Annotated in this window: 17 protein-coding genes and 1 pseudogene; 8 read left to right on the top strand and 10 right to left on the bottom strand. The window is 70.4% G+C overall.

Translation table 11 applies throughout. The annotated features are described in order from the left end of the window. Nucleotides 1–139: 139 nt before the first annotated feature. The 3 genes from sph to AC0VYL_RS19480 all read left to right on the top strand — a co-directional run bounded on the left by sph (nt 140) and on the right by AC0VYL_RS19480 (nt 1,753). Nucleotides 140–1,105, top strand: a complete 966-nt coding sequence (sph, locus tag AC0VYL_RS19470) for a sphingomyelin phosphodiesterase (RefSeq protein ID WP_475481067.1) — start codon at nt 140–142, stop codon at nt 1,103–1,105. A 64-nt stretch (nt 1,106–1,169) separates the two neighbouring features. Continuing rightward, nucleotides 1,170–1,397: a hypothetical protein gene (locus AC0VYL_RS19475; protein WP_475481068.1), complete on the top strand. Its 228-nt coding sequence runs from the start codon at nt 1,170–1,172 to the stop codon at nt 1,395–1,397. Further along, nucleotides 1,394–1,753 (top strand): hypothetical protein, encoded by a 360-nt coding sequence (locus AC0VYL_RS19480; RefSeq protein ID WP_475481069.1) that lies wholly within the window; start codon nt 1,394–1,396, stop codon nt 1,751–1,753. Before AC0VYL_RS19475 ends, AC0VYL_RS19480 begins: the two co-directional genes overlap by 4 nt. A gap of 63 nt (nt 1,754–1,816) precedes the next feature. On the opposite strand, the gene AC0VYL_RS19485 is transcribed toward AC0VYL_RS19480, so the two are convergent. The 4 genes from AC0VYL_RS19485 to recO all read right to left on the bottom strand — a co-directional run bounded on the left by AC0VYL_RS19485 (nt 1,817) and on the right by recO (nt 5,124). Then, nucleotides 1,817–2,653, bottom strand: a complete 837-nt coding sequence (locus AC0VYL_RS19485; RefSeq protein ID WP_475481070.1) for an SGNH/GDSL hydrolase family protein — start codon at nt 2,651–2,653, stop codon at nt 1,817–1,819. A 118-nt stretch (nt 2,654–2,771) separates the two neighbouring features. Beyond that, nucleotides 2,772–3,569: an SGNH/GDSL hydrolase family protein gene (locus tag AC0VYL_RS19490; RefSeq protein ID WP_475481071.1), complete on the bottom strand. Its 798-nt coding sequence runs from the start codon at nt 3,567–3,569 to the stop codon at nt 2,772–2,774. After that, on the bottom strand, nt 3,569–4,396 hold the full coding sequence (locus AC0VYL_RS19495) for an isoprenyl transferase (protein ID WP_475454793.1): 828 nt from the start codon (nt 4,394–4,396) through the stop codon (nt 3,569–3,571). The genes AC0VYL_RS19490 and AC0VYL_RS19495 overlap by 1 nt, the downstream gene beginning before the upstream one ends. Further along, nucleotides 4,393–5,124, bottom strand: coding sequence for a DNA repair protein RecO (recO, locus tag AC0VYL_RS19500; protein WP_475454795.1), 732 nt, complete (start codon nt 5,122–5,124; stop codon nt 4,393–4,395). The genes AC0VYL_RS19495 and recO overlap by 4 nt, the downstream gene beginning before the upstream one ends. A gap of 250 nt (nt 5,125–5,374) precedes the next feature. Between recO and AC0VYL_RS19505 the strand changes: the two genes are divergently transcribed. Continuing rightward, nucleotides 5,375–6,217 carry a CAP domain-containing protein gene (locus AC0VYL_RS19505; RefSeq protein WP_475481072.1) on the top strand — a complete coding sequence of 281 codons (843 nt, stop codon included), beginning with the start codon at nt 5,375–5,377 and terminating at the stop codon, nt 6,215–6,217. 524 nt (nt 6,218–6,741) lie between these two features. Here AC0VYL_RS19505 and leuA read toward each other — a convergent pair. The 3 genes from leuA to AC0VYL_RS19520 form a co-directional block, all read right to left on the bottom strand. Further along, nucleotides 6,742–8,442 (bottom strand): 2-isopropylmalate synthase, encoded by a 1,701-nt coding sequence (gene leuA / locus AC0VYL_RS19510; protein ID WP_475454799.1) that lies wholly within the window; start codon nt 8,440–8,442, stop codon nt 6,742–6,744. A gap of 440 nt (nt 8,443–8,882) precedes the next feature. Continuing rightward, nucleotides 8,883–9,359: an ATP-binding protein gene (locus tag AC0VYL_RS19515; RefSeq protein WP_475481073.1), complete on the bottom strand. Its 477-nt coding sequence runs from the start codon at nt 9,357–9,359 to the stop codon at nt 8,883–8,885. An 11-nt stretch (nt 9,360–9,370) separates the two neighbouring features. Then, nucleotides 9,371–10,501, bottom strand: a complete 1,131-nt coding sequence (locus tag AC0VYL_RS19520; protein WP_475481074.1) for a methyltransferase domain-containing protein — start codon at nt 10,499–10,501, stop codon at nt 9,371–9,373. Nucleotides 10,502–10,747: 246 nt separating this feature from the next. On the opposite strand from AC0VYL_RS19520, the pseudogene AC0VYL_RS19525 reads away from it, so the two are divergent. The 4 genes and pseudogenes from AC0VYL_RS19525 to AC0VYL_RS19540 all read left to right on the top strand — a co-directional run. Further along, nucleotides 10,748–11,014, top strand: a pseudogene (locus AC0VYL_RS19525) (helix-turn-helix domain-containing protein); the annotation flags it as partial. Between the two features lie 141 nt (nt 11,015–11,155). Beyond that, entirely contained in the window at nt 11,156–12,223 is a 1,068-nt protein-coding gene (locus AC0VYL_RS19530; protein ID WP_475483544.1) for a hypothetical protein, read from the top strand. Nucleotides 12,224–12,233: 10 nt separating this feature from the next. After that, entirely contained in the window at nt 12,234–12,716 is a 483-nt protein-coding gene (locus AC0VYL_RS19535; protein WP_475481075.1) for a hypothetical protein, read from the top strand. A gap of 852 nt (nt 12,717–13,568) precedes the next feature. Continuing rightward, nucleotides 13,569–14,831 (top strand): M14 family metallopeptidase, encoded by a 1,263-nt coding sequence (locus AC0VYL_RS19540; protein ID WP_475454805.1) that lies wholly within the window; start codon nt 13,569–13,571, stop codon nt 14,829–14,831. A 285-nt stretch (nt 14,832–15,116) separates the two neighbouring features. Here the strand turns inward: AC0VYL_RS19540 and gcl are convergent, their stop codons facing one another. From gcl to AC0VYL_RS19555, 3 genes are all read right to left on the bottom strand, one after another. Further along, nucleotides 15,117–16,832, bottom strand: coding sequence for a glyoxylate carboligase (gcl, locus tag AC0VYL_RS19545; protein WP_475454807.1), 1,716 nt, complete (start codon nt 16,830–16,832; stop codon nt 15,117–15,119). A 216-nt stretch (nt 16,833–17,048) separates the two neighbouring features. Further along, the gene (locus AC0VYL_RS19550) at nt 17,049–17,939 is read right to left on the bottom strand and encodes a 2-hydroxy-3-oxopropionate reductase (protein ID WP_475454809.1); all 891 of its coding nucleotides are present in this window, start codon (nt 17,937–17,939) and stop codon (nt 17,049–17,051) included. A gap of 80 nt (nt 17,940–18,019) precedes the next feature. Further along, on the bottom strand, nt 18,020–18,817 hold the full coding sequence (locus tag AC0VYL_RS19555; RefSeq protein ID WP_475481076.1) for a hydroxypyruvate isomerase family protein: 798 nt from the start codon (nt 18,815–18,817) through the stop codon (nt 18,020–18,022). Nucleotides 18,818–18,957 lie beyond the last annotated feature (140 nt).

Genomic DNA, 18,957 nt, shown 5'->3' on the forward strand with positions numbered 1-18,957 from the left:
CCTCGTCGCGTGTCGGCCCGCTGGGGAGGGCCCCGTAGGCGCCGGGAGGCTCGGGGAGCGGCAGAGTGCACGCGGTCTCCACCCGGTGGTTACCGGCTGGTAGCCGTGTCGTGTCATGACTCGGCCAGGCTGTGCCTTCGTGTACAGACGAACCACGGCCGCGCTGCTCACCGCGCTGCTGATCTCCCCGCTCCTGTCCGTCAGCCCCGCCTCGGCCCAGGAGGGCCGGGCCGATCCCCGCATCGTCACCCACAACGCCTTCCTCCTGCCCAAGGCCCTCTACCCCAACTGGGGGCAGGACGTCCGCGCCGACCTGACCGTCGAGGACGGCCTCCTCTCCGGGCAGGACGTGGTGGTGCTCCAGGAGCTCTTCGAGAACTCCAGCGCCGACCGCCTCCGCGCGGGGCTGGCCGGGGAGTACCCGCACGGCACGCCCGTCGTGGGCCGCTCCAAGGCCGGGTGGGACCACACCTCCGGCTTCCGGAACGGCACCACCACCAACGGCGGCGTCAGCGTGCACAGCGTCTGGCCGATCGTCCGGGCCGAACAGCACGTCTTCTCCCGCTCCTGCGGGGCCGACTGGTTCTCCAACAAGGGCTTCGCCTACGTCGAGCTGGACACCCCCGACGGCCGCCTGCACGTGGTGGGCACCCACATGCAGTCCGAGGACGGCGCGTGCGGGTCCGGCGAGGACGCGCGCGTCCGGGAGGACCAGCTCGACCAGATCGTCGCGCTGCTGGACGCCAAGGCCGTCCCCGACGACGAGCGGATCTACCTCGCCGGCGACCTGAACATCGTCGGCGGCGGCGCCGAGTGGGAGCGGGCCGTCGAGCGGCTGGACGCCGTGGCGCCCGCCTACACCGGGGACGCGCCCTCCTGGGACCCCTCGGGCAACTCGATCGCCACCCACGACTACTCCGACTGGGACGCCCAGCAGCTGGACCACGTCCTGCCGATCCGCAACGGCGCCGCCCCGACGTCCTACGTCAACGAGACCCGTGCGGTGAAGAGCGAACCCTGGACTGTACGCTCCTGGGGCCGTTCCTACACCTACGACGACTACTCGGACCACTACCCGGTGTTCGGATCCACCCCGCGCCCCTGACCCCCGGCGGGGAAGCACCCTCGACAGACCCCCGGACCATGGGGGAACCTGGGAAGGAACGCCGTTGGGCGACTGGACCAAGCATCCGAAGAAGGAGGGTGAGGAGGCGCTCCGGCTGATCGCGGAGCTCGGGTGGCGGATCGAGGACCCGCCCACCTACTACACGATCAAGTGCCCCTGCGGAGCCCACCAGCGACAGGTCCACCTGTCGCCCTCCAACCCGAACTACTGGACCCAGACCGTACGCTTCGTGAGACGAGTGTGCCCGCCCGAACAGCAGGAGGACGTGTGAGCGTGCGGACCGCCACCCAGTTGTCCCTTCAGTTCCGGTTGGGCACCGACCCCGCGAGCACCCCGGAGATGGTCCACGCGCACGGGGAGACCGTGATGCGGGAGCTGCTCGAGCTGGAGCGGCACAACCCCGACTTCACCGACTCCACCGTGAGCACCGACGCCCTGGAGCGGACCGTCACCGTGGAGATCCTGGTCCTGGACGAGGGCGACCCCCCGCGGGTGCTGCGCCGGGCCCTGGACCTCATCCGCACCGCGATCCACGCGGCGGGCGGCGCCACCCCGAACTGGCCGGTCGACGACCAGCCGAGCCGGGTGAACATGGCCGCCACACAGGACCTGGTCACAGCCTCCTGAACGTGGCGGAGAGGCCCCCGCCGCGACGTGCGGCGGGGGCCTCGTCGTCAGCGCGGCCCGGGGTCAGCGACCGTCCTGGGACCGGTCGCAGCGTTCCAGCGTGGGCCGCTTGGCGTCGACCCCGTCACCCGAGGAACGGCCGGTCAGGCGCCGGTGGATCCACGGCACGAGGAACTCGCGGGCCCAGTGCAGGTCCTCCTGGCGCGCCGTACGCCAGTCGCGCGGCTCCAGCGGCGGGAAGGGCGCGTTCCAGTCGGAGTCCACCGGCAGGCCCAGGACCTCGCACACCCGCAGGGCGAGCCTGCGGTGTCCCTCGGAGGACAGGTGGAGGCGGTCCCAGTTCCAGGACTGGGCCTCGGAGAACACCTTCATGCTCCACACGTCGACGACGTCGCACCCGTACCGGTCGGCGACGGCGCGCATGTGCATGTTGTAGGTGGCGATCTTGCCGCGCAGGTGGCGCATGACCGGCTGCCAGTTGGTGTCGAAGCCGGTGAAGATGACCACCCGGGCGCCGGTGGCGCGCAGGTCGGCCACCATCGACTCGAAGATCTCCACGACCTGGTCCGGGTCGCTGCCGGGGCGGATGATGTCGTTGCCGCCCGCGCACAGGGTGATCAGGTCGGGCTTCATCTCGACCGCGCGCGGCACCTGCTCGTCGCGGATCTGCGCGATGAGGCGCCCCCGGATGGCGAGGTTGGCGTAGCGGACCTCGGGCACGTGGTCCGCGAGGTGTTCGGCCACACGGTCGGCCCAGCCCCGGTAGCGGCCGTTGGGCACGCTGTCGCTGTCCGGGTAGGGGTCGCTCATGCCCTCGGTGAAGCTGTCCCCGAGGGCGACGTAGGACAGGATGTCCTTGCTTTTCAGGTCACCGGGAGATCCGGTCGGCACACCGCTCATGGTGTTCGATGATGCAACTCGAAGCCACGGTTACGCGACAGTAGGTTGCGGTTTCGTCGCGTTTTGGGGCAGAGCTCACACCATGCGCGGTGTGCCCGGAACGGTGTCGGAGGAGGAGTCAGCGGTCCTTGGTGAGCGGGGTGAGCTCGGGACGCTTGGCGGTCACCGTGTCCCCCGAGGACTTCCCCGCGAGGCGGCGGCCGATCCACGGCCCCAGGGAGTCCTTGACCCAGTGCAGGTCGTCCCGGCGCGCGTCGGTCCAGCTGACCGGCTCCGCCTCCGGCCACGGCTCGTCCCAGCGCTCCCCGGTGGGCACGCCCAGGACCTCGGCCACGCGCAGCGCCAGGCGGCGGTGGCCCTCCGGCGACATGTGCAGCCGGTCCTCGTCCCAGGCGCGGGAGTCGGTGAGGACGTCCATGGACCACTGGTCGACCAGGAAGCAGTCGTACCTGTCCGCGATCGCGCGCACGTTCATGTAGTAGCGCGCGAACAGCCCGATGGTGCCGCGCATGTACCCGGAGGAGACGTTCACACCGGTGAACAGGACCACCCTGCTGCCCTGGGCGCGCAGGCGGGACACCGTGTGGTCGAGGATCTTCGCCAGGCGCTCGGGGTCACCGGCGGGGCGCAGGAGGTCGTTGCCGCCCGCGCACAGGGTGACCAGGTCCGGCGCCATCTCCAGGGTGGGCGGGACCTGGTCGGTGACGATCTGGCGGATGAGTTTGCCGCGCACGGCCAGGTTGGCGTACTCGATCTCGCCCACGTGGTCGGCCAGGTGCTCGGCCAGCCGGTCCGCCCAGCCGCGGAACACACCGCTGCCGTCCGGACGGGGGTCGCCCACCCCCTCGGTGAAGCTGTCACCGACCGAGACGAGAGACATCCCCGGCCTGACCAGCGCGCCGTCGGTCTCCTCCATCACTTCTCCTCCCCCGTCACCGGGTTGGGCACGGCACCGCCGTACCGGCGGTCCCGGCTCGCGTAGATCTCGCAGGCCCGCCACAGGTCGCGGCGGTCGAAGTCGGGCCAGAGCGTCTCCAGGAAGACGAACTCGGCGTAGGCGGACTGCCACAGGAGGAAGTTGGACAGGCGCTGCTCGCCGGAGGAGCGCACGAACAGGTCCACCGGAGGCACGTCCGGGGCGTACAGGTGCTGCGCGAGGGTGTCCTCGGTGATCTTCTCCGGGGAGATCCGCCCCTCGGCGGCCTGGCGGGCCAGCTCGCGGGCAGCGTCCACGATCTCGGCCTGGCCGCCGTAGTTCACGCAGAACTGGAGGGTGAGCCGGGTGTTGTCCCGGGTCATCTCCTCCGCGTCCTTGAGCTCCTTGATGACGCTCTTCCAGAGCATCCCGGGGCGTCCGGCCCACTTGACGCGCACACCTCGGGCGTGGAGCTCGTCACGGCGGTTGCGGATGGTGTCGCGGTTGAAGCCGAGGAGGAACCGCACCTCGTCGGGCGAGCGCTTCCAGTTCTCGGTGGAGAAGGCGTAGGCGGAGAGGTTGGGGATGCCCATCTCCAGGGCGCCCTCGATCACGTCGAAGAGCGAGGACTCACCAGCCTTGTGCCCCTCGGTACGCGCCAGACCGCGTTCCTTCGCCCAACGACCGTTGCCGTCCATGACCACGGCCACGTGCCGTGGCACCAGGTCGGCCGGTACCTCCGGGGGCCGGGCCCCGCTGGGGTGCGGGACGGGCGGGGCGTAGTCCGGCTCGCGCCGCCTACCGTTGTCGAAGCTGAACAGACTCAAGAACGCTCCACATGGCGCAGTGATCGGATTCCGTTTTCCAGGTGCCACTGTAGGTAGGCCGCGACCAGCCCGCTGCACTCGGAGCGCTGCCTGCCGTCGCTGGCGTCCGCGCTGTCCCAGTCGCCCCCGAGCAGCGCCGACATCAGCCGGAGCGTGTCGGGCGCGGGATGCGTGGAACCGTGGGGACGGCACACCGAGCAGACCATACCCCCGGCGTGCACCGCGAACGCACGGTGCTCCCCCCGGCTGCCGCAGCGGGCGCACTCGGTGAGGGCGGGCGCGTACCCGGCCACGGCCAGGGAGCGCAGGAGGTAGGCGTCCAGGACCAGACGGGAGTCGTGGCTCCCCTCCCCCAGGGTACGCAGGGCGCCGATGAGCAGGAGGAACTGGCGCAGGGCCGGGTCCTTCTCCACCGCCACGACCTTCTCGGCGGTCTCCAGCATGGCGGTGGCGGCGGTGTAGCGGGAGTAGTCGGAGACCACGGCGGCACCGTAGGAGCGCACGGTCTCGGCCTGGGTGATGACGTCGAGGGTCCGGCCGGTGTGCAGCTGGAGGTCGACGTGGGTGCACGGTTCCAGTCGGGCGCCGAAGCGCGACCTGGTCCGGCGCACGCCCTTGCCGACCGCGCGGACCAGACCGGTGCGCCGGGTCAGGAGGGTGACGATGCGGTCGGCCTCGCCCAGCTTCTGGTTGCGCAGGACGACGCCCTCGTCGCGGTAGAGACTCACCCTCCCATTGTCGCGGATGGCACCGACCGGACCGGATCCACCGCCTCCGCCTCCCCGGGGCCCCGCGACGCGCACGACCCTGAACTGGTTTATTACGGTTTGGATTCCCTTTTCTCGGCATTTGCTCTACTCTCACGCGCTAGGGCCTGACGGTTTCGGTCCCGCCGCCCTTCCCCTGCGGCACTGACGACCGTGACCGTAACCCCAGGTGGGTGCCCGAAGAATTCCCCAACCCGGAAGGCAGACCGATATGGCGCGAGGTCGTCGAGGCAGACGCAGGACGAGCGCCCGCGAACAGCGCTCGGACCGCGAGGCGCGACGCGGGAGGGTGCCGGTCGTGGCCGCCATGGTGGCGGTCCCGGTGGGGCTGACCCTGGCCGGCGCACTGGTGCTCTCCGGTGCCGGAGACCCGGCGGACCCGGCGGACGGCACGGCCGCCGCTGACGCGGGCGGGGTCGGGAGCGCGGTGAGCGACGACGCCAACGCCCCCGGCACGGACGCGGAGGACGACTTCTTCGACGAGCCGACAGCGACGCCGAGCGCCGCCGACCCCCAGGGGGACGGCGGTCCGCGGACCTCCACGGTCACCGCCTCCTCCTCCGCCGAGGAGGCCGAGGAGTCGGCTCCCGACGACGGGGGCGGCAGCGGCGGAAGCGGCGGCGGCTCGGGCAACGCCGGTGGTGGCGGGAGCAGCGGCGGAAGCGGCGGCGGTGGGCAGTCCACCGGAGGGCCCCGGACCGCCGCCGTGGTGACCCTGGTCAACAGCGAGCGGGCCGCCAACGGATGCGGTGCCCTGCGTGTGGACTCCCAGCTGACCTCCGCCGCGCAGGAGCACAGCGAGGACATGGACGCCCGCGACTACATGTCCCACGACAACCCCGAGGGCGAGGGTCCGGGTGACCGGGCGGAGCGGCACGGCTACGGCTCCTGGGGCGCGGAGAACGTCGCCAAGGGTCAGACCAGCGCCGAACAGGTCATGGACGCCTGGATGAACAGCCCCGGGCACCGGGACAACATCCTCAACTGCGACCTGGTGGCCATCGGGGTCGGTGAGTCCGGCAACGCCTGGACCCAGAAGTTCGGCTACCAGTGACCCGGCCGACCGACACGGCGGGCCGCGTTCCCAGCGGGGACGCGGCCCGCCGTCGTCGTGTGTGGTGGGAGAGTGTTCCGGCTGATTTCATTGAGGAGAAGAAGGAAGCCGGAACGGTGCCCACCGGGCGAGGAGAGTACGCCGTGTCCACGAGGTCCCCTACGGTGAGGTGACGCCGCTCGACCACCGCACGGGCCTGTTCCCTCGCGGACACCGCCGTGCCCCTCCACCCGGTTGCCGAAGTCCGCGCCCCGCAGGAACAGGTGCGTCCAGCGTGCCACCCACCCCTCCTCCGTACGGCTGAACACCAGCGGCACCACCACATGGGCCGTGCCCTCCCCGGGTGTCCCGTCCGGCGGCGGAACGCGCAGGCCGCGCTGGATGATCTCTCGGTACATGGCGCCCTTGGTGCCGCCACGGCGTTCTCACGCGGAACGGGGCCCGCGACGCGTGTCGCGGGCCCCGTTCTCCCAGTGCCGGGGAGGTGCCGGGCGCCCTGTGCCTGGAGCGCCGGCGGTGGTGGATCAGGCGCGGCTGATGGCGCTGCACATGGCCTTCAGCGAGGCCGTGGTGATGCTGCTGTGGATACCGACGCCCCACACGACCCGGCCGTCGATCTCGGCCTCCACGTAGGCGGCGGCCCGGGCGTTGCCGTCCTCACCCATGGAGTGCTCGACGTAGTCGATGACCCGGACCTTCACGTCCACGTCGGCCAGCGCGTCCCCGAACGCGGAGATGGGGCCGTTGCCGGTGCCCTTCAGCTCGCGGATCTCTCCGTTGACGCGGGCGTCGGCGTGGATCGAGTAGGTGCCGTCCTCGGCGGTGCTGGAGCGGTGGGCCAGGACCGCCACCGGGCCGGTCTCGGCCAGGTAGGTCTGCGAGAAGATGTCCCAGATCCGGTCGGCCGGGAACTCGCCGCCCTCAGCGTCGGTGAACTGCTGGATGACCTGCGAGAACTCGATCTGCAGGCGGCGCGGCAGGTCCAGAGAGTGGTCACGCTGCATGATGTAGGAGACGCCGCCCTTGCCGGACTGGCTGTTGACCCGGATGACCGCCTCGTAGTTGCGGCCCACGTCCTTGGGGTCGATGGGCAGGTACGGGACGTCCCACGGGTACTCCTCGACCGCCTTCCCGACCTCCTCGGCGCGGGCCTCCAGGTCGGTGAAGCCCTTCTTGATGGCGTCCTGGTGGGAGCCGGAGAAGGCCGTGTACACCAGGTCGCCGCCGTAGGGGTGACGGGGCGCGACCGGCAGCTGGGTGCAGTGCTCGACCGTGCGGCGGATCTCGTCGATGTCGGAGAAGTCGATCTTCGGGTCGACGCCCTGGCTGAACAGGTTCATGCCCAGGGTGACCAGGCAGACGTTGCCGGTGCGCTCGCCGTGGCCGAACAGGCAGCCCTCGACGCGGTCGGCCCCGGCCATGACGGCCAGTTCGGCGGAGGCCACGCCGGTACCGCGGTCGTTGTGCGGGTGGACGGACAGGACCACGTGCTCGCGCCGCGACAGGTTGCGGCTCATCCACTCGATCTGGTCGGCGTAGACGTTGGGGGTGGAGCGCTCCACCGTGGCGGGCAGGTTCAGGATGATCTCGCGCCCGGGGCCGGGCCGCCACACGTCCATGACGGCCTCGCAGACCTCCAGGGCGAAGTCCAGCTCGGTGTCGACGAAGATCTCCGGGGAGTACTGGTAGCCGAAGTACTCGGTCTCGCCCAGGTACTGCTCGGCGTAGCGCACCACGTGGCGGGTGCCCTCGACGGCGATGTTCTTGCAGGCCTCGCGGTCGACCCGGAAGACCACGCGGCGGAACGTGGGAGCGGTGGCGTTGTACAGGTGCACGGTGGAGCGCTTGGCGCCGACCAGGCTCTGCACGGTGCGCTCGATCAGGTCCTCGCGGGCCTGGGTCAGGACGGAGATCTGCACGTCGTCGGGGATCAGGTCGTCCTCGATCAGCGACCGGACGAAGTCGAAGTCGGTCTGGCTGGCGGAGGGGAAGCCGACCTCGATCTCCTTGTAGCCCATCTTGACCAGCAGCTGGAAGATCTCGTGCTTGCGGGTGGCGTCCATGGGCTCGATCAGCGCCTGGTTGCCGTCACGCAGGTCGGTGGACAGCCAGCGCGGCGCCTCGGTGATGCTCTTGGCGGGCCAGGTGCGGTCGGGCAGGTCCACCGACTGGAACGGCTGGTAGCGGTGGAACGGCATGGGGCTGGTCTGCTGCTGCGGCACCATAACGGTGTGGCTCCTCGGAAAAGTGTGGCGCGTGATGTCGTGGTCGACACGGCAAGCCGAAGTCCCGCGGCGAGGGGCCGACCTTCTAACGATCCCCGCCGCGGCCACTAAGAAGGAGAAGCTCGCGCAGCATAACGATCGTCACGCTAGCAGACGGGGCAAGAATTCTGGTACCCGACGTCCACATGGTGGGACACGCCCCGCCTGAACTGGGACGCACTGACCGGTTTCCATGGATATCAACCGATCCTCGAAATCAGGTACCTCGACTTCAAGATACAGCCGCGAGCAGTTACCCTGGAGGCGAACCCTTCAGTGCTAGGGGGGTCATACGGAGTCCGTCGGCGGGACCCAGGGTGCGGCCAACACCCGAGGCCCCCGACAGGCAGGTAAGCCCAGCCACCGCAGGGCCGGTACCGCCGACGGACATCCTCCCGGCGTCAGTGGTCGTCGAGGTCGAACTCGACCCACATGAGATACGCCCACTCCTCCTCGGTGCCGATCCGCCTGCTTCCCCAACGGCTGGCGAAGTGCGCGATGAGCGTGAGCCCGGTTCCCTCCGCCTGCTCGACGCTTCCCCACAACGGTGGAACCCGTGCCGCGTCGACGGACTCCCACTCCCCGACGGACAGGCGTAAGACACGCTGGGAGGGGCCTCTCTGGCGCAGGGACAGGCTCCGGAACACGATGACCCCCCGACCGGCCCAGGAGGCCCGGGTCAGGGCCCCGGTGAACATCTCGCTCAGGCAGAGGCGCAGGGCGTCCACGGCCTCCTCACCCACACCGGGGAGGCGGGAGAGGTCCTGCACCAGGTCGCCGCGGGCCGCGCCGATCCGGCGGGGGTCACCCGGATACCAACGGGACTTCCAGCGCTGCTCGGTGCGGGGTTCGTTCGGGTGGACGCGGGTTCGGTTCACGGCTTCACTCCTCAGGATGATGGGGAAACACTCAGGACCGACGACTCGTCATCGATCCACACGCTCTGCCAGTCGGGCGTCACCGTCAGACCGAACCGGTCCGGGGCCGGGCGACCGGCCTCCCGCCAGAGACCGTGAACCCGTTCGAGTTCGTCGGCCAGGAACCGGGGACCCTTCTGACGGACCTCGGACCTTCCGACCCCTGGTTCGGCCGGCGTGCGCAGGAGCGCCCAGGAACCCGTGGCCGGGTCCACGAGGCACAGGGAGACGGAGCGGCCGGCTCCGTGGCGCACGGCCCATCCCACCCCGGGGAGAAGGATCCCCGCCGCGAACACGGCGGAGTCGTCGAGGAGATCGCCGCGGCCCAGCTCCGATCCGCGGACGGCGCGGTCCGCCTCGGGACGCAGACTCCGTGAGAGACGACGCCAGAGAGCGAGCCCGCACTGCTGGCCACCGCTCCCCCGCAACGGCGAGAACCGGCCCCGCGCCAGGCCGTCCCCGCCCACACGGAGGTCGGCCAGGGCCAGCTGACGGGACGCGTCCCCCCAGGGCACGAGAACCCGTCCGCCGGGCTGGCACCGGCGTATCCAGCCGTAGGGAACCCGGTCGACCGGAGCGAAGCTCAGCACCCGGTCGCAGGGGCTCTGATCCGACCAACCCTCCACCGTGTCGACGCTGACCACCCGCGGTTCGAGGCCCGCGGAGGCCAGACGGACCCGGACGTGTTCGGATCGCGCGAAACCGGATTCCACAGTGGTGACGCTGTCGTCGCCCAGCCGCATCGTGAGGAGTCCGGCGCAGTAGCCGCTTCCGGAGCCGATCTCCAGGACCTGCATCCCCGGCGTGGCCCGGGAGGCTTCCAGGACCTCGGCCGCCAGTGAGGGGGAGCACACCGAGACACGGACCCGCCGCGTCAGTTCCTCCCCCGGCCCCGGCGGTTCCAGGATCTGGGAGTCGGCGTAGGCCCCACGAAGCCACCCGTCCTCGTCCTCGTACCGGTCGAGCCGTACTCCCTCGGAGTCCTCGAACCGCTCGGGGACGAAGAGGTGACGTGGCACCGACTCGAACGAGGGCTGCCACTCCATCGGTAACCGGCCCCGCGTCAGGAGCCGCCCGACGAGGTCCTTCCCGTGGGAGGTCACGGACGCCCCCCGTTCACCAGCCCTGACAGGTGGAGGGCCGTTTCTCGCGAGGGGCTGATGCGCTGACGCGTTCGACACCGTGTCTCGGTTTTCAAGGTGGACGGACTCCATCCGCCGCGATCCGGACCCAATCAGGGTCTTGAGTCCATTACACGGCCGTTCGTTCTGGGTAAGGATGAACAGGGACATGGGAACCCGATCACCCTTCCTCGCGGAATCCCGAACGGATATACACCGGTGGTATGAATGCCAAAACACCTGGCCCACGCGCCACTGAGGCCACCACTTCCTTTCTGGAGCCGCCTGGACGTCCGCCGATCCCTCACGGAACGGGACGCGGGGAGGCTCTTCGGTCTTCTCCGGCAGCACACCGGTGCGAGCCAACAGGTCATCGGATCCGCCGTGGACATGGCACAACCCCACGTGAGCGCGATCATGTCCGGGCGCAGATCCGTCACCGCGCTCAACACGTGGCTGCGTGTGGCGGACGGCCTGGAGATGCCCACCCAGGCCAGACGTGCTCTGGGACTCGCCGATGGCCCGGAAAAGCATGATCATGTGGATCCCGGGACAGAACTGTCTCTACGGCATGGCGAATTCTCTCCCTCCACCACAACGGCGGGGGACATCGCCGAGATCACGTTGAGGGACCTCATGAAACGCAGAGACGCTTTCGCGGTCGGCGGAGGATTGATCGCTGGCGCCGCCCTGACGGAGCTGGTCGAACACTGGTTGGCGCCGCGCGCCGGAGGGCTGGTGAACGGAAGGAATTCGATCGGGGAACTGGAACTCGAAAGGATCGAGGCGGCCACGGTCTGTCTGAGGCACTGGAGCGAGCGGTGGCGGATGGGGACTCGGAGGAAGGCGGTGATCGGGCAGCTCTCGGAGGTCTCCGAACTCGTGGAGAACCCTCAGGGGGCACAGGTCCAGTCGAGGCTCTTCGCCGTCATGGCCGAACTCGCCAAGATCGTGGCGTCGATGTCCTTCGACTCCGGGGACCACGCCACCGCGCAGCGCTACTACGGAATCTCGCTCCGGGCCCTGCAACAGGCCGGACCCGAGCACCGGGCCTACGGCATCGGCGTCCTGGCCGACATGGCACGCCAGATGCTCGACCTGCACCGTCCTGAAGACGCGCTCGACATCATCCGGCTGGCCCTGGACAAGTCCGACTCCCTCGGACTGCCGCCCGTCGCCCGGTCACTGTTACGCACGCGGGAGGCCTGGTCGTACGCGCACATGGGCCGGGCCGAGGCCTTCCGCCGCTCCGTCCACCAGGCCGAGGACCTGTTCGAACAGGGTGGGGACGACCTGCCCCTGTGGGCGAGGAGCTTCGACCACGCCGAACTCTCGGGGGTGGTCGGCGCCCGCTACCGGGACCTGGGCCGTCGTCAGCACGAACCCGCGGAGAGGCGACGCTACGCGGAGCTGTCGGCGGAGTACATCCTGCGGGCCCTGGAGACACGGCCCGAGGGCCAGGAGAAGGGGCGCGCGTTCGACCACGTCGGGCTGGGCCGGACCTATCTCGTGCTCGGCGATCCCACCTCCTCCGCGGCGGCCGTTCGCAGTGTGCTGCGCTCCCGCTCGGCCATCGGGTCGGGGCGCGTGCGCAGGAGGCTCGAGGACTGGCACTCCGAAGCCGCAGCCATGCACCGGGACCCGGCCGTGGCGCAGCTCCGCGAGGAGCTCTCCTTTACCCTGCTTCCACTGCCCCGCAGATGAAAGGGATGCTGTGACACGGATAGGAATCACCGGACATTCGAACCTGACAGGGAACAGCGCCCGGGTGGTGAGGGGGGCTCTGGCCGACGCGCTCGCCCCGTACCGGGACGCGGACCTGGTCGGGATCTCCTGCCTGGCACGCGGCGCGGACCAGCTCTTCGCCTCGGCCGTCCTGGAGGTGGGCGGTCGCGTCGAGGTCGTCCTGCCGTCGGCTGACTACCGTGAGAACAAGGTCAAGCCGCACGAGCGGGACTCCTTCGACGAGCTGCTCATCCGCGCCGACTCGGTCCGCTACATGCCGCACCGCAGTGCGGGCCGGGCGGCGTACGAGGCCGCGAACCAGACCCTGATCTCCCAGGCGGACCGGCTCTTCGCCGTGTGGGACGGCCAACCGGCCGACGGCCACGGCGGAACCGGGGACGCTGTGGAGACCGCCCGTCTGCGGGGTCTTCCGGTCGAGGTCATCTGGCCGGACGGCGTGCGACGCGGCTGAGGACCACCTGCGTGGCTCACCCCTCACCCCTCCCCCACGGCCCACCGAGGAGTCTCCGACGCGGACACCGAGAACTCTGTTCAGCCTGGCCACGCCTCTGAAAGGCACGGCCGCGATCGAGCCGTGGGAGTTCCCACGGCCTCATCCACAACCTAACCCCCGGGACCCGCCCGTGTCCGCGTTTTCCCGAAACTCTCCGGGGAGGCTCGAACCCTGCGCACGGGTCGCGAAGCCCCGGGGGCCGGGACCCCCGCCCCGCCCTCCGTCCGCCAGCCCACGGAAGGGGCCGACGCCGTGGTCGTCGCCACCACGGAACCGGGCCTCGGCGCGGAGGTGACGGAGCGGTTCGGGGGCGGTTCCCACCGGGCTGGGACGACTGGCCCGGACCCGCCACCGCGCCGTCCCGGACCCGGACGCCGAGGGCGGGCCGCCCGGGACATCCGGCGGCACACCGACGTGTGCGCACCGGTGCGGCGGACACCCCCCGCGCCGCCCACCGCGCCGCCCACCGGCGACTCCGATCCGGGCACGCACCCGCCCCTTCTCCCGTCGGAGCGGACCGCTCTCCTCACTCCACCCGCAGCGCGTCCCGTGGCCCGTCGGCCACGGGACGACTCACGTTCACTCCTCCCCCTCCCCCACCGTCGGGGAACGGAGTTCCGCCGTGGCCACATCCGGACACGGAGAGCGAGTGAGTGGTGACAGGAAAAGCGGGCTTCACGTGGCAATGCCGTCAAACCAGACGATTCCGCACCCCTGCGGCACGGGGCCTGCCACATTGACAGTCCACGGCGCCCCGATCTCCAATATCGCCACATATCCGAAGCCTCACCCCCGCTCAACGGAGGCATCGTGTCCCTCACCCCCGTCCGAAGAACACTGGTCCCGGTCGCCGCGAGCGCCCTCCTGCTCGGGCTGCTGACCCCCGGCGGCGCGACCGCCGAACCCTCCTACGACCTGTACGAGATCACCGGTGTGAGCACCGCCGAGGAGCGGTCCCGGATCGCCGCGTCCGGTGTGGCCATCGACCACGTCGGAGAGGACTCCGTCCTGGTCACCGGCTCGGTGCACGACATGGCGGAGCTCAGCGACCTCGGCTACTCCGCCGAGCCCCACGCGCTGCCCGAGGCCTTCGCCAACCCCGATCCGGGCTACACGACCTACCCGGAGCTGCTGGAGATCATCGACGACCTCGTCGCCGCCAACCCCGACCTCGCCGCCAAGGAGGTGTACGGGCAGTCCTACGAGGGCCAGGACCTCGTCGCGGTGAAGATCAGCGACAACGTGTCCGTGGACGAGGACCAGCCCGAGGTGCTGTTCACCCACTCCCAGCACGCCCGCGAGCACCTGACCGTGGAGATGGCGATCTACCTGATGCGCCTGCTCACGGACGGGTACGGCGAGGACGAGCGGGTGACCGGGCTGGTGGACAGCCGGGAGATCTGGATCCTGCCGAACGTCAACCCGGACGGCAGCGAGTACGACATGGCGGGCGACACCTGGCGGAACTGGCGCAAGAACCGCTCCCCCAACGAGGGCTCCTCCGCGATCGGCACCGACCTGAACCGCAACTGGGCCCACAACTGGGGCTGCTGCAACGGCTCGTCCGGCGACCCGAGCAGCATCACCTACCGAGGTGACTCCGCGGAGTCGGCCCCCGAGGTCCAGGCCGTCGCGGACTTCGTGCGCGGACGCGTGGTGGACGGCGAACAGCAGATCACCAGCGCCATCGACTTCCACACCTACAGCGAGCTCATCCTGTGGCCGTACGGATACACGTACGACGAGGTCACCGACGGCATGAACCGCGAGGAGTACGACACCCACCGCGCCCTGGGCGAGTACATGGCCGAGGCCAACGGCTACACGCCCCAGCAGTCCAGCGACCTCTACGTCACTGACGGCTCCATCAACGACTGGCTCTGGGCCGACCAGGGCATCGTGAACTACACGTACGAGATGTACCCGAAGTCGCCCCAGGACGGCGGCTTCTACCCGCCCTCCTCGGTGATCGAACGCGAGACCGCCCGCAACGAGGAGGCCGTGCTGCGCCTGCTCGACTACGCGGACTGCCCGTACCGCATCATCGGCGAGGAGGAGGCCTACTGCTCCTGACCCCGCGGTCGGGGCCCGGGCGAACAGAACGCCCCCTCGCACGTGCCGAGATAAGGTCCGCACGTGCGAGGGGGTTCGACCGTGTCCGGCCCCGGGACGGTGCCCGGGTCCGGTACGGGGAACCGGGGGGTGGCGCTGAGCCAGCGAAGAACGTCACCACCCCCCGGGGCCGGTGGGGCCCCCTCCTGCCGGTCGCGGAGGGGGCCCGTGCCACGGGGTCGGGGTGCAGGTCCGACCCCGTGGCGGTCTGTGGGGTCCGGGTGCAGTCGCACCCGGACCACGGAGCTACTCGCCGGGCAGCGGCTCGAACTCCTTGACGGCGTCGATGGCCGGGCCGTGCGGGGTGTTGGCCTCGCGCTCGATCATGATCTCCACCAGCACCGGGCGGGAGGTGGACTGCGCCTCCTTGCGGGCCCACTCCAGGGACTCCCGGATCTCCCCCGGCTCCCAGACGCGGCGGCCGGAGCAGCCGTAGGCCTCCATCAGCTTCACGCTGTCGGTGCCGTACTCGTCGTAGTGGATGTCCACCTGGTAGTTCATGTCGAACGGGATCGACGCCTGGCGGATCAGGCCCAGGTACTCGTTGTTGAGCATGATGATCACGTACGGCACGTTGTACTGGGCCGCGACCGCGAGCTCCTCGACCATGTACTGGAAGCCGTAGTCACCGACGATGCCGACCACCTCGGCGTCCGGCTCGGTGTGCTTGAGGGCCTTCTTGACGCCGATGGCCGCCGGGATCTCCCAGCCGAGCGGGCCCGCCTGACCGCAGATCTGGTAGTGGCGCGGCTTGTACGCCTTCTGGTGCTGGCCGCCCCAGATCTGGTAGAGGCCGATGGCGGTGACGAAGTAGGTGTCCTCGTCGAAGACCTCGTTGATCTCCTTGTAGACGCGGGGCGCCTTCACGGGGACGGTGTCGAAGTCCTCGCGGCGGGTCAGGGTCGACTTGAGCTCGTTGACCCGTTCGATCCACGCGCCCACCTTCGCCCTGGCGTCACGGCGCCTGGCCGCGGCCAGGAGTTCCCGGAGGAACAGTCGGGCGTCGGAGACCACGCCGAGGTCGGGCTCGAAGACACGGCCGATCTGGGTGGCCTCGATGTCCACGTGGATGAACGTGCGCTCGCCCCGGTAGACGTCGATCTGGCCGGTGTGGCGGTCAGCGAAGCGCGCGCCCACGGCCAGGACCAGGTCCGACTCCAGGAAGGAGGCGTTGCCGTAGCGCTGGGAGGTCTGCACGCCGGTCATGCCGGAGTACAGGGGCGAGTCCTCGTCGAAGGAGCCCTTGCCCATGAGGGTGACCTGGACCGGGACCTGGAGGTGTTCGGCCAGCGCGCGCAGGTCGTCGGAGGCCTCGGCCAGGATCACGCCGCCACCGGCGAGGATGAGCGGGCGCTCGGCCGCGAGCAGCAGGTCCAGGGCGCGCTCGACCCGGGGCAGGTGCGGCTCGACCGTGTTGATCTTGAGCGCGGCGTCCAGCTCGGGGTCGTACTCGATGAGCTCCTGGGCGACGTCCACCGGGATGTCGACGAGCACGGGGCCCGGGCGGCCCTCCTGCGCGATCCGGAAGGCCTCACGGAAGATCCACGGGGCGGTGGCCGCCTCCTTGATCTGGACGGCCCACTTGGTGACGGGCTTGGCGATCTCGACGATGTCGACCGCCTGGAAGCCCTCCTTGTCCAGCAGGTCGGTGCGCTGCTGGCCGGTGATGCACACGATCGGGACGGAGTCGGCGATGGCGGTGTACAGGCCGGTGATCATGTTGGTTCCGGCGGGGCCGGAGGTGCCGATGGCCACGCCGACCCTGCCGGTCGTGCGCGACCAGCCGTCGGCCATGTGGGTGGCGCCCTCCTCGTGGCGGACGGTCAGGTGCTCGATGCCGCCCACCTCCTCCATCGCCTTGTAGAGGGGGAGGATCGCCGCGCCGGGGCAGCCGAAGGCGGTGTCGACGCCCTCGTCCTTGAGAACCTCCACGACGGCGTTCATCGCGGGCATTTTCGCCATGGGAGCGAACCCTTCAGTGCTGGGGTGGTTGGAGTGCCGGGGCGTCCGGGGTGGTGGACGCCCCGGACGCCGGGGGTGAGTGCCAGGGGTGGGGCGGTGCGACCGCCTGCCTCCCGGGTGGGCCAACACCCGGGGGCGGCGCACAGCCCCGGTCATACGGAGTTCCGTGTCCGGAGGTGACGCGTGTTCGCGGAACCGCCGGGGGCGGTCCGGGCCCTACTCGCCGTCGCGGCCGGAGAGCTGCTCGACGATCTTGAGCAGGGCGGAGTGGTCGAGGCCGCCGTGGCCCTGGTTCTTGAGCGCGGCCACGTACTGCGCCACCTGGGAGCCCAGCGGGATCGCCACACCGGCGGCGCTCGCGGAGTCGGTGATGATGCGCATGTCCTTGTCGTGCAGGGCGATCCGGAAGCCGGGAGCGAAGTCGCGCTCGCGCATGCCCCGGCCCTTGCGCTGGAGCACGGTGCTGCCCGCGAGCCCGCCGCCCAGGACCTCCAGGCCGGACTCGGTGTCCACGCCGTGGGCCTCCAGGAAGACGAGGGCCTCGGCGAGGAGCTGGATGTTGCCCGCCACGATGAGCTGGTTGGCGGCCTTGACGGTCTGCCCGGAGCCGCTGGGGCCGACCAGGACCGGGGTGGTGCCCAGGACGTCGAAGAGGGGACGCGCCGCCTCGAAGTCCTCGGCGGCGCCGCCGACCATGATGGACAGCTTGGCCTCGATCGCACCGGCCTCGCCGCCGCTGACCGGGGCGTCCAGGACGCGCAGGCCGCGTTCGGCGCCGGCCTCCGCGAGCTCGCGGGCGACGTCGGGGCGGATGGTGCTCATGTCGATGACCAGGGTGCCGGGCTTGGCGTGGTCGTAGACGCCGCCCTCACCGCGCAGGACCTGGTCGACGTCCGGGGAGTCCGGAACCATCGTGATGACCGCGTCGGCATCGGAGACGGCCTCGGCGACGCTTCCGCCGCGCAGGCCGCCCTCGGCGACCAGGGCGTCCACCCTGGCGCTGCTGCGGTTGACGCCGGTGACGGTGTGGCCCGCGCGGACGAGGTTGACGGCCATGGGCAGGCCCATGATGCCCAGGCCGATGAAGGCGATCTTCTTGGCGGCCATGACGGCCCCTTTCAGGCTGTGGTGTGGCTGTTCGTGCGGTGGGCTGGTGCGGCGGCCAGGGCCGCCGTGACCGGTGGGGGTCAGTCGCGCCAGCCGAAGCTCTCGGCGCTGGGCACGGTCGGCTTGTACTCCAGGCCGACCAGCCCCCGGTAGCCGCCCGCCTGGGCGGCGGAGAGGAGTTCGTCGATGGGCAGGTCGCCGGTGCCGGGCTCGCCGCGTCCGGGGGCGTCCGCGATCTGGATGTGCCCGAACTCGGCCGCGTGGTCGCGGACGACCGCGGCGACGTCCTCGCCGTTGACGGCCAGGTGGAAGAGGTCCGCGAGGAGGGCGACGTTCTCGGCCCCGGCCTCCTTGACCTTAGCGACGAAGGCGAGGCCGTCGGCGGCGGTCTTGAGCGGGTAGTCCTCGGAGCCGCTGATGGGCTCGACGAGGACGGTGCCGCCGACCTTGGCCACCGCGTCGGCCGCGGCCACCGCGTTGCGTACGGCGAGCCGGTCCTGCTCGGCCGGGTCCACGCCGTCCTGGCGCAGGCCGTAGAGGGCGTTGAAGCCGGTGGTGCCGGTGCGCTCCGCGATCTGGGCGACCACTTCGGCGTTGGCGAGGAACTCGTCGGTGCGGGAGGGGTGGGAGAGGACGCCGCGGTCGGGGCCGGGGAGCTGCCCGGCGAAGAAGTTGAGGCCGCTCAGACGCACGTCCGCGTCGTCGAGGGCGGCGACGAAGGCGTCGATCTCCGCCTGCGCCGGGGTGGCGCTCTCGAAGGGCCACCAGAACTCGACGGCGTGGAAGCCCGCGTCGCGTGCGGCCCGGGGGCGCTCGTTGACGGGGAGCTCGGTGAACAGCAGGGAGCAGTTCACCGTGTACCCGAGCGTGTGGCTCATGCGTTGCCTCCGAGATCCACTTCCGTATTGCGGAAAGTAGTTTTCACTTTAAGGAATGATCTGAGTGTGGGCCGGACCACCGCCACTTGTCAACCACCCTGCCGGACCCACCCCCGAACCCCGCCCGCGCGAACCCCCTC

Source organism: Nocardiopsis sp. iso_238 (assembly GCF_056173325.1).

Bases quoted from the DNA above. Each gene is read 5' to 3' on its own strand.
- AC0VYL_RS19490 (WP_475481071.1), bottom strand. From the start codon at position 3,569: ATGGAGGAGACCGACGGCGCGCTGGTCAGGCCGGGGATGTCTCTCGTC.
- AC0VYL_RS19530 (WP_475483544.1), top strand. From the start codon at position 11,156: ATGAAACGCAGAGACGCTTTCGCGGTCGGCGGAGGATTGATCGCTGGC.
- leuA (WP_475454799.1), bottom strand. From the start codon at position 8,442: ATGGTGCCGCAGCAGCAGACCAGCCCCATGCCGTTCCACCGCTACCAG.
- AC0VYL_RS19485 (WP_475481070.1), bottom strand. From the start codon at position 2,653: ATGAGCGGTGTGCCGACCGGATCTCCCGGTGACCTGAAAAGCAAGGAC.
- AC0VYL_RS19505 (WP_475481072.1), top strand. From the start codon at position 5,375: ATGGCGCGAGGTCGTCGAGGCAGACGCAGGACGAGCGCCCGCGAACAG.
- gcl (WP_475454807.1), bottom strand. From the start codon at position 16,832: ATGGCGAAAATGCCCGCGATGAACGCCGTCGTGGAGGTTCTCAAGGAC.
- AC0VYL_RS19550 (WP_475454809.1), bottom strand. From the start codon at position 17,939: ATGGCCGCCAAGAAGATCGCCTTCATCGGCCTGGGCATCATGGGCCTG.
- AC0VYL_RS19555 (WP_475481076.1), bottom strand. From the start codon at position 18,817: ATGAGCCACACGCTCGGGTACACGGTGAACTGCTCCCTGCTGTTCACC.